The organism is Micromonospora sp. NPDC049049 (assembly GCF_040649115.1).
Classification (GTDB): domain Bacteria; phylum Actinomycetota; class Actinomycetes; order Mycobacteriales; family Micromonosporaceae; genus Micromonospora.
The window spans coordinates 1-14,406 of the sequence record NZ_JBEZEX010000059.1; the positions used below are offsets into that span (position 1 = coordinate 1).

Consider the following 14,406-nt stretch of genomic DNA (forward strand, 5'->3'; position numbering starts at 1 on the left):
GGGTGGGGCCGGCCCCCCGGGCGGCTTGTGTCCCCCCCCGGACCCCCCCCCACCCGGGCGTCGCGGACCTGCTCCACCGGCAGGTCCGCGAACGCGTTGCGCAGCACCAGCACCGCGAACGGCACGCCCAGCGCGATGTGTACCAGAGCCAGGCCCTGGGCCGTACCGGAGGAGAGCACCAGGCCCAGCACCTCGTTGACCGGCCCGGCGATGACCTGGATCGGCACGACGCTGGCCGCCAGCAGCAGCAGCCCGGTGGCCTGCGCGGCCGGCCCGGTCAACCAGGCCAACGGGTACGCGGCCAGCAGCGCCACCACCAGCACCGTGGCGGTCACCGCGCTGGCCAGCAGCAGGGTGAAGCCCAGCGTGCGCCACAGCTCGGTGCCCGTGATCAGGTTGCGGTAGGACTCGCCATTCGGCGGTGCCGACCACCAACCGCGAGCGGCGGCGTCCACCTGGCCGTGGGCCGACGTGGCGACCAGCACCACCAGCGGCACCAGCCAGGCGATCGCGGCACCCGCCGCGAGCAGCCGGAACACCCGTCGGGGCGGGGCGACCGGGGCGGGCTCCGGTGCCGCCTCGACGCGCGGCGGGGGCCAGGCCTGCCGGACGAAGAGCGCGGCCACCATGATCCCGCCGATCACCGCCACCAGCCACACCACGCCGAGCGCCGCGCCGTCGCCGGTGGTGGTGCCCCCGGACGTCTGCCAGATCCGCAGCGCCAGCACCGAGGCCTCGTCGCGGACCGAACCGGGCGTCATCACCAGGATGAGGTCGAACGTACGGCTGGTGCCCACCGCCACCAACGCGAAGACCACAGCGGTCGTACGCAGCAGCAGTGGCCGCCACTGCGCGTCCCACAGCACGTGACGACGCGTACCGCCGTAGGCGCGGACCGCGTCGGCGAGGCTCTGCGGCACCGCGTCCAGCGCGGAGCGGAAGACCAGCACCGCCAATCCGACCCAGGCCCAGACGAACGCCGACATCAACGCGACGGTGACCATTCCCGGCCCGAGCAACTGCGGGGCGTCCTCGATCGGGCGGCCGGCCAGTCGGGTCGCGACCAGGGTGGCCAGCCCTCGGCTCGGGTCCGGGTCGTACATCAGCCGGAAGGTGACCCCAGTGACGACCAACGGCAACGCCACCGGCACCAGGAGGATCAACCGGACCAGGCCGCCTTCCTGGGAGCGGCGGGACGCGGCGGCGAGCAGATAGCCCAGTGCCGTCACCACCGCCGGCACCAGCAGCGCCCAGAGGACCGTCCGACCGACCACCGCGCCGGTGCCCGGGGCGGCGAGCGCGGTCCGGAAGTGCGCCGCACCGACCCAGCGACCGTCGGTGGTGACGCTGGCGTGCATGGTCCGCAGCACCGGCCACAGCACCAGCCCGCCGAGCAGCACCGCGGCCGGCAGCAGCAGGGCCGACGTGGCCCCCGCCGCCGGATAGGCCCGACCGCGCCGGGCTGGACCGACGTCGTCGAGGACCGCCAGCTCGCCGAGGACCCGCACCTGGCTCATCGGCCGCCTCCCGCGCTGCGGGCCGCTGCGGCGAGCAGGCCGGTGGCCCGGCGGATCGCCTCGCTGGCGCGGACCCCGTCGGTGACGTCGGCGAAGAAGCCCTGCATGATGCGCCAGATGCCGACCCCGTCCGAGCCGGTGAACGCCCCGCGCAGTTGGTCGGAAAGGTCGAAACGCAGGGTGCCGGGGGCCCGCATTTCCGTGGCGAGTTGCTTGCCGACGCCGTCGGTGTAGCTGGTGATCGAGACGTTGGTGTTGGGCGACAGGTAACCGCCTTCGCGTAGCCACGGTTGGAACGAGTCGGCCCTGGCCAGCCATTCGACCAACTCGACCCCGCCCCGGGCGTCGGCGAACGCCACTGCCGCGTCGCCACCGACGATCAGGGGACCACCGCCCGGCTGGGTGCCCGGGAACCGGAACGTGACAGGTGCCTCCGGGCCGCGTCGGAACGGACGAACGACGTCGGCGGTGAAGTCGGCTCCCAGGAGCATCACCGCCCGCTTCGTGTGCACCACCTGGATCACCGACTCCTCGTACTGGGTGAGCAGCGCACGACGGCCGCCACCGACGAACGCGCCACCGATGCTCCACAGCCCGGCGAGGCGGTCCAGGGCGTCGCGTACCGGCGTGTCCTGCCAGTCGGCGCCCTGTTGGGCGAGGGCGTAGTAGCTCCCGGGTGCCATGTCGGCCAGAACGTTCTCGAACCAGTCGGTGAGCACCCAGCCGTCCGCGGCGCCGATGGCCAGGGGCGCCGGGCCGCCGTCGCGTCGGGCGCGCGCGGCCAACTCCCTGGTCTGGTGGAGGAGTTCGTCCCAGGTGGTCGGCGGCGCGGGCAACATGGAGGGCAGGTGCCAGACCAGCGACTTGTGCGCCGCCTTGACCCAGACGCCGTAACGTTCGCCCTCGGTCATCAGCAGATCGCTCAGCTCGACGCGCACTGCGTAGTCGGTGGACGGGCGCACCGGGCTCAGCCAGCCGCGCTGGGCGTACTCGGTGACCAGGCCGGGGCGCGGCAGGATCGCCACGTCCGGGATGGTGCCGGCGAGGTGTCGGGTGCGCAGGAACGCGTCGATGTCGTTGCCGGCGCTGATCACCTGCACCGGGGCGGGGTAGCCGGCGACGACCCCGCGGAACCGGTCCAGCTCGCTGGTGCTCCACACCACGGCGACCTGCACCGACCGGGTTCCGCCGGAGCAGCCGGCGGCCAGGGTGGTGGCGCCCGCGGCGACGGCGCGCAGCAGCGTACGGCGACCCACCCGGGCGGCCGGCCTCATCGGGCCGCCTCGCTCGGCTCGGTGACCAGCTCGTGCCGCACCGGTATCTCGGCCAGGGTGGCCGGGTCGGCGGTGCAGACCAGCACCGCCACCCCGGGGGCGTCCGGCGGCGAGAGGCGAGGCATCAGATCACCGAGGCGGCTGTCGCCCGCCGAACCGGCCGGCAGGTCGACCACCAGCACCTCCGGCAGGCAGGCCGCCGCTCGGGCGAGCGCCACCCGGAACCGCTGGGCGTCGGAGATCTGGTGCGGCAGCAGGGCGAGGGAGAGCGCCAACTCGAGCCGGTCGACCACTGTGGCCGTCCAGTCGTTGGCCACCTCGTGCACCCGTTCGCGTTTGCGCTGGCCGTACTCGATGTTGCGCCGCACAGTGAGCTGCGGCAGCAGCGCGCCACCGGCGGGCACGTAGCCGATCTGCCGGCGCGGCGGCGGCAGGCTGGTGACGTCCCGGTCGCCGACGAGGACGCGGCCGGTCACCGGCGGGGCCAGCCCGGCCAGCACCCGGGCGACCGCCGTGCCGAACCGGGGCGGCGCCACCAGGGCGGCAAGTGTGCCGGCGGGAACGTCGAGGGTCACCGGCCCGGTGCCGGGGACGGCGACCAGTGCGCGTAGCCGTAACGTGGCCCTCACCTCCGGTGACCATTGATGACCGTCCCAGGGTGGCACACCGTGCCGACAACCGACGCCCCCGGCCTTTCCACTGTGGAGACGGTCGGAGCTGTTCAGGAGGGGGAGTAGAGCGCGGCGAGCCCAGCCGCCGTGGCGGCCAGCCGTTCGCGCAGCGCCACCGGGGTCAGTACCTCGACGTCGGCACCGAGGCGCAGCAGGTCACCGTGGGCGTGGGTGAGCGACTCGATGGGCAGCACCGCTGTCACCCACCCCCGCGCGTCCGGTGGCCCGGCGCTGCTGTCCATCGCTGTCACCACCGGATCGCTGCCGATCTCACGCAACCGCTGCCGCCCGGCGGGGGAGAGCCGGACGTGGGCCTCGTCGCGGTGCAGTCGGGCCCGGAACTGCACCACGTGCGCCCGCCACCAGGACGGCAGGTCGAAGTCGTCCGGGCGGTCGAACTCCTGCACCAGCGGGGTCAGCGCGAGGATCTGGTTGACCCGGTAGGTCGCCGGCGCGCCCCGGCCGGGCTGGTCGGCCACCACATACCAACGGCCGCCCTTGAGGACCAGGCCGTACGGCTCCAGGACCCGGGTCACCTCGCCGTTCCAGCCGCGGTAGCGCACCTCGACGCGGTGCTGGCGCCAGACCGCCTCGGCCGTGCGGGCCAGCTCGGGGGAGGCGTCGCCATCCGCGTACCACCCGGGAGTGTCCAGGTGGAAGCGTTGTTGCAGTCGGGTCGCCCGGTCGCGCAGCGGCGCGGGGAGCGCGGCGTGCAGCTTGAGTTGCAGCGCCGCCACCACGTCGCCGTAGCCCAACTCGTCGGCGGGGCCGGGCAGGCCGGCGAGGAACAGCCGGTCGGCCTCCTCGGCGGTCAGCCCGGTCAGTCGGGTCCGCCAGCCGTCGACCAGTTGGTAGCCGCCGGCGTGCCCGGCCTCGCCGTAGAGCGGGATGCCGGCGGCGTGCAGCGACTCGACGTCCCGGTAGATGGTGCGGGGGGAGACGGCCAACCGCTCGGCGAGCTGCGCGGCGGTCAACCGTCCGTGCGACTGGAGCAGCAGCAGGACGGAGAGAAGTCGAGAGGCCCGCACTTCACTGACACTAGTTGTCAGGGGACCCGTCCTACCGTCCCGGCATGGCATTTCGCGACAAGGAACTACGAACGCCCGGGCCAGTGCTGATCGGCGGCCGGCAACTCAAGCGCTACCACATGGACCAGCCCGAGCGGCCGATCGAACCCGAGGTGGAGAAGGCCGCGTACGACCTGCTGCCCGACCTGCTGGCCGACGTCGTCGACGACGGCACCCCGGCCGCCGGGTGGGTGGTGCTGCACCGGGGCGCGGACACCGGCGCCTACCTGCTGGCGTACACCTGGGTGTGGGACAACGCGCTGGAGATCCGTGTCGCCGCGGCCGGGAAGCCGGCGCTGGACTGTCCCGACGACGACCCGGCACACTTCGTCCACCTACGCCGCCCGGCGGTGGGCTGCGTCTGGGAGTTGGCGGTTCTGGAACACGAGCGGGCCGCCTGGGTCCGGCACATGCTGCTGCCGGAGAGTCCGAATCTGACCGACTATCTGCGTGACACGCGAGCGGAAGGGCCGGTGGGCCGCTGATGGGCGACTTCGACTTTTTTGTGGGCACCTGGAACGTCGTCAACCGGCGGCTGCGCGAGCGGCTGGTCGGCTCCGACGAGTGGGAGGAGTTCCCCGGGGTGTCGGTCGCGCACGGCTTCTTCGCCGGCGGCGGTCACTTCGACGAGATCACCTTCCCGACCAGGGGATCCGCCGGCGCCACGATCCGGGTCTTCGATCCGGCCCGGCAGGAGTGGTCGATCTACTGGACGAGCAGCGACACCGGGGTGCTGGGGCTGCCGCCGATGGTGGGCCGCTTCGTCGACGGGGTCGGCCACTTCTACGCCGACGACCAGCACGAGGGGCGTCCGGTCCGGTGCCGGTTCATCTGGTCGGGCATCAGCGCGACCACCGCCCGGTGGGAGCAGGCGTTCTCGGTCGACGGCGAACAGACCTGGGAGACCAACTGGATCATGGAGTTCACCCGAGCGTCGGACTAGTGGTCTCGCGCTGACGTCCGGTGGGTGATTCGGGAGCGACGTCAGGTCACCGGCGTGCTCGGGCCCAGGTCGCGGCGGCGCAACAGGATGGTCAACGCCACGAGGACGACCAGCAGGGCCGCCATCGCGTACACCGGGGCCGAACCGAGCGGTGCGAGCAGTGCCAGCAGCGCGACGACCGGGAAGGCGACGACCACCGCGCCGTGCTGCTGGCGGCGCACGTGCAGCATCCAGACCGTGAGCAGGAAGACGGCGATCGGGACGGCCAACGCGTACCCGGCGACCCTTCCCGAGATGTGCGCGAGGTGCCGCTCGTGGTCCACCGACACGCTCAGACCCGCGCCGACCGCGGCGACCGCCGCGAAGATCAGGTAGTGGCCGTAGCCCCAGACCAGCGTGTACGGCATGCGGTCGGGCGCGTCGATGGGCCGGTCGAAGTAGAGCCACCACAGGGCGAACACGATCACGGCGGCCGCAGCCGCCAGTGACCAGAGTTGACGGTCGCCGGCGTCGACTCCGGTCTGGATGGCCACCGACGTGGCGAGCACCACGTCCCCGAGCACGATCAGGGTGAACAGCCCGTACCGTTCGGTGATGTGTCGCGGATGCCAAGGGGTCATGCCCGGGCGCTCGGCCACCGCCGGCACCAGCAGGTCGGCCACGACCAGCAGCAGCAACGCCGCGGTCCCCCACGCCTGCGGCAGGGCCAGTCGGAGCAGCCAGCCGATCTGGACGACGGTGACTCCGACCGCGTACCGCCGGGCCGCCGGGCGGTGCGCCGGGTCACCGGCGGCGGCCCGGCACCACTGCACGACGAGCGCGATCCGCATCACCACGTAGCCGTACGTGATGACGCTGAAATCGCCGTCGTTGAACGCGCGAGGCACGCCGGCCGCGATGATCAAAGCGCCGGCGATCTGCACCAGCGTCGCGATCCGGTAGAGGTCGTCGTCAGTGTCGTAGGCCGAGGCGAACCAGGTGAAGTTCATCCACGACCACCAGATCGCGAAGAAGACCAACAGGTACCTGGTCAGCGCGTGGCCGAGCTGATCCTCGGAGACGGCGTGGTGCAGGCTGGCGGCGGCCTGCGACACCGCCACCACGAAACACAGGTCGAAGAAGAGCTCCAGCGGCGTGGCCGTGCGGTGCGGCTCGTCGCGACGACGGGGCCGCATCGGCCGGTAGAACGGCCGCACCGACCGGGGCTGGGTCACCGAAACTCCTCAGACCACCTGTCGGGTCAGCCGCGCCGACGGCAGTGGGTCAGCCCCTCCAACACCAGGGTCAGCCCCGCGCCGATCAGCCAGACGTCCTTGGCCAGCCCTGCGCCCTGCTGGGTCGGGCGAATGCTGCCGGGTTCGCGCATCCCCGGCGTCTTCAGGTAGAGCTGCACCAGGCCCGCGCCGAACGCGGTCAGGCCGAGCCCGGCCAGGGGCGCCGGGACGAACGGCGCGAGCAGCGCGGCCCCCAGGGCGATCTCCGAGTACGACAGCAGCTTGGCGAATCGCGTCGGCTCCAGTTGACCGAGCTGGGGCATGGCGGCTACCGCCATCCCGTGCAAGCCCTCCGCGGCGGTCCCCTCCAGAGTGCGCTTGCCCAGACCCGAGTTGAGGAAGTACGCGCCGATGCTGACCCGTAGCGGCAGGTGCGCGAATTTCATTGTCACTCCCGTTGGCCGTGGTCGAATGCGGCCCGCGTACCCCGCACCGCCCGCGATAACCCGCCGGGCCGGCTGGGCTGGCCGTGGTGGTCGCGGTAGGTTCGCCAGGGGCCCACCGCCGAGCCCGTGGCACACCCGCCCACCTCGGCACGCGGCCCCGCCGCAGACCACCAGCAGGAGGCGAAGTGAGCCAGGAAGTCCGGGGAGTCATCTCCCGCAGCAAGGGCGCACCGGTCGAGGTCACCACCATCGTGGTGCCCGATCCCGGGCCCGGTGAGGCGATCGTCCGGATTCAGTCGTGCGGGGTCTGCCACACCGATCTGCACTACCGCGAGGGTGGCATCAACGACGACTACCCGTTCCTGCTCGGTCATGAGGCGGCGGGCATCGTCGAGCAGGTCGGCGAGGGCGTCACCGACGTCGCCCCGGGTGACTTCGTCGTCCTCAACTGGCGCGCGGTCTGCGGCGTGTGCCGCGCCTGCCGTCGCGGGCGGCCCTGGTACTGCTTCAACACCCACAACGCCACCCAGCGGATGACCCTCACCGACGGCACCGAACTCGCCCCGGCTCTCGGCATCGGGGCGTTCGCCGAGAAGACCCTGGTGCACGCCGGGCAGTGCACCAAGGTCGACCCCGCGGCCCGACCCGCCGCCGTGGGCCTGCTGGGTTGCGGGGTGATGGCCGGGCTGGGTGCGGCGATGAACACCGGCAACGTCACCAGGGGCGACTCGGTCGCGGTGATCGGCTGCGGCGGCGTCGGGGACGCAGCGGTCGCCGGTGCGGTCCTCGCCGGCGCCACCACGATCGTCGCTGTGGACACCGACAGCCGCAAGCTCGACTGGGCCCGCAAGTTCGGCGCCACGCACACAGTGAACGCGTCCGAGACCGACCCGGTCGAGGCGATCCGTGCCGCCACCGGTGGCTTCGGCGCCGACGTGGTGATCGACGCGGTGGGCCGACCGGAGACCTGGAAGCAGGCGTTCTACGCGCGCGACCTGGCCGGCACCGTGGTGCTGGTCGGCGTACCGACCCCGCAGATGCAGATCGAGCTGCCGCTGCTGGACGTCTTCGGACGGGGCGGCGCGCTCAAGTCCAGCTGGTACGGCGACTGCCTGCCCAGCCGGGACTTCCCGATGCTCACCGAGCTGTACCTGCAGGGCCGGCTCGACCTGGACGCGTTCGTCACCGAGGAGATCGCGCTCGACCAGGTCGAGAACGCCTTCGACCGGATGCACCACGGCGACGTGCTCCGCTCGGTGGTGGTGTTCCCGTGACCGCCCGCGTCGACCACGCGGTCACCTCGGGCACGTTCTCCCTCGACGGGCAGACCTTCGACGTGGACAACAACGTCTGGGTGATCGGTGACGACCGCGAGTGCGTCGTCCTGGACGCGCCCCACGACGTGGCGGCGATCCTCGCCCTGGTGGGCGACCGGCAGGTCCGGGCGATCCTGGCCACCCACGCCCACGATGATCACGTACGGGTGGCGCCCGAGCTGGCCGAGGCCACCGGCGCGCCGGTGCTGCTGCACGCCGCCGACCGGGTCCTCTGGGACATGGTCCACCCGCACCTGCCGCCCAACGGCGAAGTGCACGACGGGCAGAGCATCGAGGTGGGCGGCACCACGCTGCGGGTGCTGCACACCCCCGGGCACAGCCCCGGGGCGTGCAGCTTCCACGCGCCGGAGTTGGGCGCGGTGTTCACCGGCGACACGCTCTTCGCCGGCGGGCCCGGCGCGACGGGCCGCTCGTACAGCGACTTCGACACCATCGTCCGGTCGATCCGCACCCGTCTGCTGACGCTTCCCGCGGAGACGGTCGTGCACACCGGCCACGGCGACGACACGACGATCGGCGCGGAGGCACCGCACCTGCAGGAGTGGCTGGACCGCGGCCACTGAGCCCAGCACACCGGCCAGCTGTGCGCGGTCGACGGGCTCAGCGTTCGTCGGCCGCGCCCAGCACCGGTTTGACGTCCAGGATCGGGGTGCCGTCGAGGGCCTCCAGGTCGGTCACCTCGACGCGCAGCCCGTCCACCGTCAGGACCCGCACCCGGTGCAACCCGATCGGGTTGGGCCGGTGCGGTGAGCGGGTGCTGAACACCCCGGTCTCCGGACGGTTCGCGTCGCCGCGTGGGTGCACCGCGAGCACGTCGCGCCGGGCACGGTCCAGCCAGGTCAGCACCAGCAGCTCCGTGCCGACGCGCAGATCACGCAGGGCCTGGTCGACCCGCGCGTCGAAGATCAGCCACGCCGCCGGCGCGCCCTCGTCGCCCTGCCGTGGCGCGCTCGCCGCGTCGGTCAGCGGCGAGGCGACCCGCCCGACCGGTCGCAGCAGGTACGTGTCACCGCTCGCCGTCTCGACCATCGTTGCTCCCCTCTGGACGGCCCCAACCTAACCTCGCCCGGCGCTAGGATCTTGAACATGGCCGCCGACTCGCCCGTCCCCGCCGTCCGTCAGTTGCGCCTCGTGGTGGAGGCCACCGACCACGAGGCCGCCGTCGCGTTCTTCCGCGACGCGCTGGGCCTGCCGGAGGAGGCGGCGTTCAGCGGCGAGGGGGATGCGCGGGTGGTGATCCTGGACGCCGGCCGCGCCACGCTGGAGATCGCCAACCCCGCGCAGAAACGCCTGATCGACGAGGTTGAGGTGGGCCGGCAGGTCGCGCCGCGCATCCGGGTGGCCTTCGAGGTGGACGACACGGAGGCGACGACCGCCCGGCTGGTGGCCGCCGGCGCGGGCGAGATCGCGCCGCCGACGCGTACGCCGTGGCAGTCACTCAACTCCCGCCTCGACGCGCCCGCCGGGCTTCAGATCACCATCTTCCAGGAACTCCTCGGGCCGAACGAGGGTGTCGGGACTCGTGATGCGGGGCCCGCAGGTGACGGCGACAACTAACTCCGGCGGCGGGCGGACCGCGGTCCTGATCCGGTCGGGACCTTCCAGCACCCCGCCGCGACGGCGCCTTCTCCTCGGCTAGGGCGAGCCGCACGGCTGCCTGACCCACCGTGCTGGTCTCGACACTCACTCACGGTAGCGACAAACCGCCAGCTGCCTGCCTCCCCAACACCCCGCACGGACCTTTGCTCTGCTTACCTATCTGCACCACGTCCCGTCAGCTGCGCATACGCCCTTTCCGCCAGCTACCGCGGTCCGTCCTCGTGGTCACGAAACGTGGCCGGTGCGTATAGGTAAGCAGAGCAAAGGCTGACGTCCGCACATCGCTCTCGCGCTCCGAGAACACCCCCGTGTCACGCCCGTCCGGTCTGATGCCGGCAGGGCCTCGGTGTCCGACTCTGCGCGTGACCAGGGCCGCAGCCTGCAGGGGTTCGGGCAATTCCGGAATGCCCGACACGTGAACCCGGTTGTGTCCCCCGTACCGCCGGAGCCCAAACCCTTTTCCGCGGTCATCTCCCGAGGAGTGTTCACCCCGGAGCGCTCCGCACGATCGAAAGGGCAACCATCGTGAAGGTCGACTTCACTCGATGGCTCCCCGCCATCGCTAAGGACTCGTACCGCAAGACCGCGCTGAGCGTGGCGGGTGTGGCTGCTCTCGGTGGTCTGGCCCTCGCGCCGACCGCGGTCGCCGCACCGGTCACCTCCGGACCGCACCAGGGCGCCGTCGCCGCCATCGACCGCGCCACCGGAAAGGCCGCCACCACGGCCCGCCAGGACGACCAGCCCGTCGAGTCGGGCCTCACCACCGGCTCCGCCACCGGCAAGCCGCTGGCCGGCAAGCCGAGCCGAGCCCAACTGATCCCGCACGGCATCGAGGGCGCACAGTCGCGCGTACCGCTCGACGACGCGCAGTTGGCCAACGCCCGGGCAATCGTCGACGCCGCCAAGAAGACCGGCGTCGGTGACCGGGGCGCGGTGATCGGCGTCGCCACCTCGTTGCAGGAGTCGAAGCTGTACAACCTCGGCCACCTCGGCGCGTACAACGACCACGATTCGCAGGGCCTGTTCCAGCAGCGTCCGTCGTCCGGTTGGGGCACGCCCGACCAGATCACCGACCCGGAGTACGCCGCCACGGCGTTCTTCACCGCACTCAAGAACGTCGGCGGCTGGCAGGACCTGCCGCTGACCGCCGCCGCGCAGACCGTGCAGGTCTCCGCCTTCCCCTACGCGTACGCGCAGTGGGAGGAGCAGGCGGCGGACATCGTCCAGCAGATGTGGTGACACCCGCACACGAGGCCGGCCGGCTCCCTTCGACGGGAGCCGGCCGGTTCTGTGTGTCCGGGTACCTCAGCAGGCCGGGTAGAGGCGGCGGGTGCCGACCCCGGCCGCGTACGCGTCCCGGTCGCTGAACCGGCAGCCGTAGTCGGGTCGGGCCACCACCGCCGGGTCGGTCACGGTGTCGCCGGCCGGGCGCTTGCCGGTGCGTACCCAGGACACCAGGTCGTCCCAGGCGGTGCCGGCCTCCGCCGGGGTGAACTCGCAGTGCTGCGTCGCCCGGATAGCCCGCTGAACCACCAGCCTGCTGCGACCGTTGCGCGCCACGTCGGTGGCGTACGCCTGCTCCATGCTGAACGGTACGAACAGGTCACCGAGACCGTGCAGGCTGAGTACCGGCGCGGTCGGGCGGCCGGCGATGCGCGGCACCTCGGTCAGCGTCGGCAGCAGCCGCTGCCGCAGGTTCTCCGGGGCGACCCGCTGCACCGTCGCGTTGATGCTCACCGGGCTGTTCGGGGTGTAGCGGGTGAGCAGGTTGGTGGACAGCTGGCCGGGCCGCTGGGCGGGGGAGTTGCCGCTCCCGGTGGGCACGCTGATCGAGAAGAGGAAGTCCTTCCAGACCGCGAATGCCGCGTCGGCGCCGGGACGCGGCCCGCCGGAACGGTTCACCGTGATCGCCCGCAGCTGCTTGCCCCGGTCCGTTGTGGTGTCCGGCCCGGTGGGGGTCAGCCCGGCCAGACCGAGCGCCACCTGGATGCGGGGCACCGCGTTGGTCAGATAGTCGGCCGGCGTGGGATACGCCGGCACCCCGGAAAGTGCCTGCGCGACCAGGTTGTAGTCCAGGTAGAAGTCGAGCAGCGTCTGATCACCGAGCACCCCGCACATCGGCAACGCGCCGTCGTAGAAGCCGGGGTACTGCTCCAGTGAACGACCGATGACGTACCCACCCATCGACACCCCGGCGACGTAGGTGTGCTGCGGTCGGCGGACCGTCCGCCCGAAGTGGTCGGCGAGATCCTTCGTCCCCAGCACCCCGGAGCGGATGTCGAAGCCGTTCCGGTCGTACGAGGACGACGCCCACGCGTACCCCTGCTCCAGCACGCGCTGCCGCAGCCCGAAGGCCGGCGGTTCCGGCGAGAGCACAGTGCCCTGGCCGCGGTAGCCGTGCGCCCACAACACCAGGTCGCCGTTCCACCGGCCGGGGACCTCGATGATGTACCCGGCGTGGCGGTGCACGCCCTGGCGTACCGTCGTCGGCCGGCCGCCCACCACCAGCGGCGCCAACGGCGGATTCTCGATGGTGTAGCCGGGCAGTGGCTCGCCGCCCCTCGCGTCGCGACCGGTGGCGCTGGCCGGCGCCGCGCCGGCCAGACCGACCGCGAGGGTCAGCGTCGCGGCGGCGACGAGCAGACGGTGGAGGTGACGAACGGGTGTGGACAGCATCGATGCTCCCCATCGGGCGGTTGTCGCCCGGGGGCGACCAGCGGGACGGTTGCCTACCGGTCGGTAGCGTCCTGAACCTAGAACCGCCGTCGACCAGTGTCAATGGGTTCGCTGATCCGCCGGTCAACACGACGATCCAGCCCTACCCGGTCGTTCAGGCCGGTGGGCCGATCGGGTTGACTGGTCGCCGTGGACGAGTCGATCTGGGAGGCGGCCAGAGCGTCACGCGGCTGGCTGGACGCGGCGAACGGCACCGGGCAGACCGAACTGACCTGCCGGATCCTCAAGCTCACCGAGGAGGCGGGGGAGGCTTCGGCTGCCTGGATCGGGTTGCTCGGGCAGAATCCGCGCAAGGGTGTCACCCACACCCGCGAGGACGTCGCGGCGGAGTTGGCCGACGTCGCCTTCACCGCGCTGGTGGCCATCGAAAGCCTCGGGCTGGACGCGCAGACGGCTCTGGACGCCTGCGCCGCGAAGGTGCGCTCCCGCCTGACGGGGCGATAACCGCCTGACGTCCGGGATGCCCCGACTGCCGTGAGCCCGAGTGGATTACGTGGTTGACCGGTGCTCCGATGCCACAGGCCCGGTGCCGTGTGGGCGTTGTGTCCGTTTCTGGGGTGTGGCGGGGTGCACTCGCGGGCCGGAATCATGGCCGGGCCGGGGTCGTTACACAGTCTGACGATCGGAGCACCACCGACCCGCCGCCCAACCCCTGAAGGCTGGTCACGAGGTCGGAATGACCCCGGCCCCCCGGTCGTTACACATGGACCCGGCGCCACGAGCCCCCCGCTCGCCAGGTCGCCGGTTCCGACGCCCGATCAGGTGGCGTCACCCCCTCAGACTTTCCCTTTGTTTGTGCAGCGCCGGACGAGGTGCTCACACCCGTAACTGCCGTTCCCCCTTGGCGGTGCGGGTGTCCTACCCCCGAAGGAGCTACCCCCATGAACACGATCATGCGTAAGAGCGTCCTGTCCGTTGCTGGTCTCGCGTTCGCCGGCGGTGTCTTCGCTGGCCCCATCGCGCACGTGGCCAACCCCGTCGACGCCAAGCCCGTCGCGGTTGCGGTGCAGGCCGACAAGCCCGACACCAGCAAGCTGATCCCGCACGGCACCCAGGGCGACCAGTCCCGGATCACCCTCAACGACGAGCAGACCGCCAACGTCAAGGCGATCATCGCCGCCACGAAGAAGGCTGGTCTGCCCGAGCGGGCCGCGGTCATCTCGATCGCGACGAGCCTGCAGGAGTCGAAGCTGGAGAACCTGGGCCACCTGGGCGACATGAATGACCACGACTCGTTGGGCCTGTTCCAGCAGCGTCCGTCCAGTGGTTGGGGTACGCCGGAGCAGATCACCGATCCCGAGTACTCCACGACGGCGTTCCTGAAGGGTCTGAAGCAGGTTGACGGGTGGCAGGACATGGCGCTGACCGACGCCGCGCAGACGGTGCAGGTGTCGGCCTACCCGGACGCCTACGCCCAGTGGGAGCAGCAGGCCGCCGACCTGGTCGGCCAGTACTGGAACAGCTGACCGCGTCACGGCGCACAGCACGACGGCATCGGCCGCTGGCCGGCACCCGCATACATCTCCCACCGCCTGGAGGAGATCCGCGAGATCGGCGACCGGGTCACGGTACTCAAGGACGGCCGGACCACGGCGGCGAACC

Annotated in this window: 16 protein-coding genes; 8 read left to right on the plus strand and 8 right to left on the minus strand. The window is 71.8% G+C overall.

Annotated elements, in window-relative coordinates; translation table 11 throughout:
* From AB0B68_RS31740 to AB0B68_RS31755, 4 genes are all read right to left on the minus strand, one after another.
* Window positions 1–1,517 (minus strand): ABC transporter permease subunit (locus AB0B68_RS31740; protein ID WP_357264669.1); only part of this gene is annotated, 1,517 nt, incomplete at its 3' end.
* On the minus strand, window positions 1,514–2,791 hold the full coding sequence (locus tag AB0B68_RS31745) for an extracellular solute-binding protein (protein ID WP_357264672.1): 1,278 nt from the start codon (window positions 2,789–2,791) through the stop codon (window positions 1,514–1,516). The genes AB0B68_RS31745 and AB0B68_RS31740, both read right to left, overlap by 4 nt.
* A complete protein-coding gene (locus AB0B68_RS31750) occupies window positions 2,788–3,420 on the minus strand; it encodes an ATP-binding cassette domain-containing protein (protein ID WP_355009060.1) in 633 nt (210 codons plus the stop codon). The genes AB0B68_RS31745 and AB0B68_RS31750 overlap by 4 nt, the downstream gene beginning before the upstream one ends.
* Before the next feature lie 92 nt (window positions 3,421–3,512).
* Window positions 3,513–4,490 carry a WYL domain-containing protein gene (locus AB0B68_RS31755; protein WP_357264675.1) on the minus strand — a complete coding sequence of 326 codons (978 nt, stop codon included), beginning with the start codon at window positions 4,488–4,490 and terminating at the stop codon, window positions 3,513–3,515.
* 44 nt (window positions 4,491–4,534) lie between these two features.
* On the opposite strand from AB0B68_RS31755, the gene AB0B68_RS31760 reads away from it, so the two are divergent.
* Both AB0B68_RS31760 and AB0B68_RS31765 read left to right on the plus strand, forming a co-directional pair.
* Entirely contained in the window at window positions 4,535–5,014 is a 480-nt protein-coding gene (locus AB0B68_RS31760; RefSeq protein ID WP_357264678.1) for a hypothetical protein, read from the plus strand.
* The gene (locus AB0B68_RS31765) at window positions 5,014–5,472 is read left to right on the plus strand and encodes a hypothetical protein (protein WP_357206618.1); all 459 of its coding nucleotides are present in this window, start codon (window positions 5,014–5,016) and stop codon (window positions 5,470–5,472) included. Before AB0B68_RS31760 ends, AB0B68_RS31765 begins: the two co-directional genes overlap by 1 nt.
* Window positions 5,473–5,513: 41 nt before the next feature.
* Here the strand turns inward: AB0B68_RS31765 and AB0B68_RS31770 are convergent, their stop codons facing one another.
* Window positions 5,514–6,686: a low temperature requirement protein A gene (locus tag AB0B68_RS31770; RefSeq protein WP_357264681.1), complete on the minus strand. Its 1,173-nt coding sequence runs from the start codon at window positions 6,684–6,686 to the stop codon at window positions 5,514–5,516.
* 26 nt (window positions 6,687–6,712) lie between these two features.
* Entirely contained in the window at window positions 6,713–7,132 is a 420-nt protein-coding gene (locus AB0B68_RS31775) for a hypothetical protein (protein ID WP_357206614.1), read from the minus strand.
* Window positions 7,133–7,317: 185 nt separating this feature from the next.
* Here AB0B68_RS31775 and AB0B68_RS31780 point away from each other — a divergent pair, with 185 nt between their 5' ends.
* Entirely contained in the window at window positions 7,318–8,406 is a 1,089-nt protein-coding gene (locus AB0B68_RS31780) for an S-(hydroxymethyl)mycothiol dehydrogenase (protein ID WP_203117359.1), read from the plus strand.
* Window positions 8,403–9,032, plus strand: a complete 630-nt coding sequence (locus tag AB0B68_RS31785; RefSeq protein ID WP_357206612.1) for an MBL fold metallo-hydrolase — start codon at window positions 8,403–8,405, stop codon at window positions 9,030–9,032. Before AB0B68_RS31780 ends, AB0B68_RS31785 begins: the two co-directional genes overlap by 4 nt.
* Before the next feature lie 37 nt (window positions 9,033–9,069).
* Here the strand turns inward: AB0B68_RS31785 and tsaA are convergent, their stop codons facing one another.
* Window positions 9,070–9,498, minus strand: a complete 429-nt coding sequence (gene tsaA, locus AB0B68_RS31790) for a tRNA (N6-threonylcarbamoyladenosine(37)-N6)-methyltransferase TrmO (protein ID WP_357206610.1) — start codon at window positions 9,496–9,498, stop codon at window positions 9,070–9,072.
* Between the two features lie 57 nt (window positions 9,499–9,555).
* Between tsaA and AB0B68_RS31795 the strand changes: the two genes are divergently transcribed.
* The gene (locus AB0B68_RS31795; protein ID WP_357264684.1) at window positions 9,556–10,026 is read left to right on the plus strand and encodes a VOC family protein; all 471 of its coding nucleotides are present in this window, start codon (window positions 9,556–9,558) and stop codon (window positions 10,024–10,026) included.
* A gap of 567 nt (window positions 10,027–10,593) precedes the next feature.
* Window positions 10,594–11,307, plus strand: a complete 714-nt coding sequence (locus AB0B68_RS31800) for a hypothetical protein (RefSeq protein ID WP_357206607.1) — start codon at window positions 10,594–10,596, stop codon at window positions 11,305–11,307.
* A 66-nt stretch (window positions 11,308–11,373) separates the two neighbouring features.
* Here the strand turns inward: AB0B68_RS31800 and AB0B68_RS31805 are convergent, their stop codons facing one another.
* On the minus strand, window positions 11,374–12,744 hold the full coding sequence (locus AB0B68_RS31805; protein WP_357264687.1) for a hypothetical protein: 1,371 nt from the start codon (window positions 12,742–12,744) through the stop codon (window positions 11,374–11,376).
* Between the two features lie 189 nt (window positions 12,745–12,933).
* On the opposite strand from AB0B68_RS31805, the gene AB0B68_RS31810 reads away from it, so the two are divergent.
* Window positions 12,934–13,248 (plus strand): MazG-like family protein, encoded by a 315-nt coding sequence (locus tag AB0B68_RS31810; protein WP_357264690.1) that lies wholly within the window; start codon window positions 12,934–12,936, stop codon window positions 13,246–13,248.
* A 437-nt stretch (window positions 13,249–13,685) separates the two neighbouring features.
* On the plus strand, window positions 13,686–14,270 hold the full coding sequence (locus tag AB0B68_RS31815) for a hypothetical protein (RefSeq protein WP_357208548.1): 585 nt from the start codon (window positions 13,686–13,688) through the stop codon (window positions 14,268–14,270).
* Window positions 14,271–14,406: the final 136 nt, after the last annotated feature.

Excerpts from the sequence above, each read along its gene's own strand:
- AB0B68_RS31745 (WP_357264672.1), bottom strand. The coding sequence starts at position 2,791 with ATGAGGCCGGCCGCCCGGGTGGGTCGCCGTACGCTGCTGCGCGCCGTC.
- AB0B68_RS31760 (WP_357264678.1), top strand. The coding sequence starts at position 4,535 with ATGGCATTTCGCGACAAGGAACTACGAACGCCCGGGCCAGTGCTGATC.
- AB0B68_RS31765 (WP_357206618.1), top strand. The coding sequence starts at position 5,014 with ATGGGCGACTTCGACTTTTTTGTGGGCACCTGGAACGTCGTCAACCGG.
- AB0B68_RS31775 (WP_357206614.1), bottom strand. The coding sequence starts at position 7,132 with ATGAAATTCGCGCACCTGCCGCTACGGGTCAGCATCGGCGCGTACTTC.
- tsaA (WP_357206610.1), bottom strand. The coding sequence starts at position 9,498 with ATGGTCGAGACGGCGAGCGGTGACACGTACCTGCTGCGACCGGTCGGG.
- AB0B68_RS31795 (WP_357264684.1), top strand. The coding sequence starts at position 9,556 with ATGGCCGCCGACTCGCCCGTCCCCGCCGTCCGTCAGTTGCGCCTCGTG.
- AB0B68_RS31805 (WP_357264687.1), bottom strand. The coding sequence starts at position 12,744 with ATGCTGTCCACACCCGTTCGTCACCTCCACCGTCTGCTCGTCGCCGCC.
- AB0B68_RS31815 (WP_357208548.1), top strand. The coding sequence starts at position 13,686 with ATGAACACGATCATGCGTAAGAGCGTCCTGTCCGTTGCTGGTCTCGCG.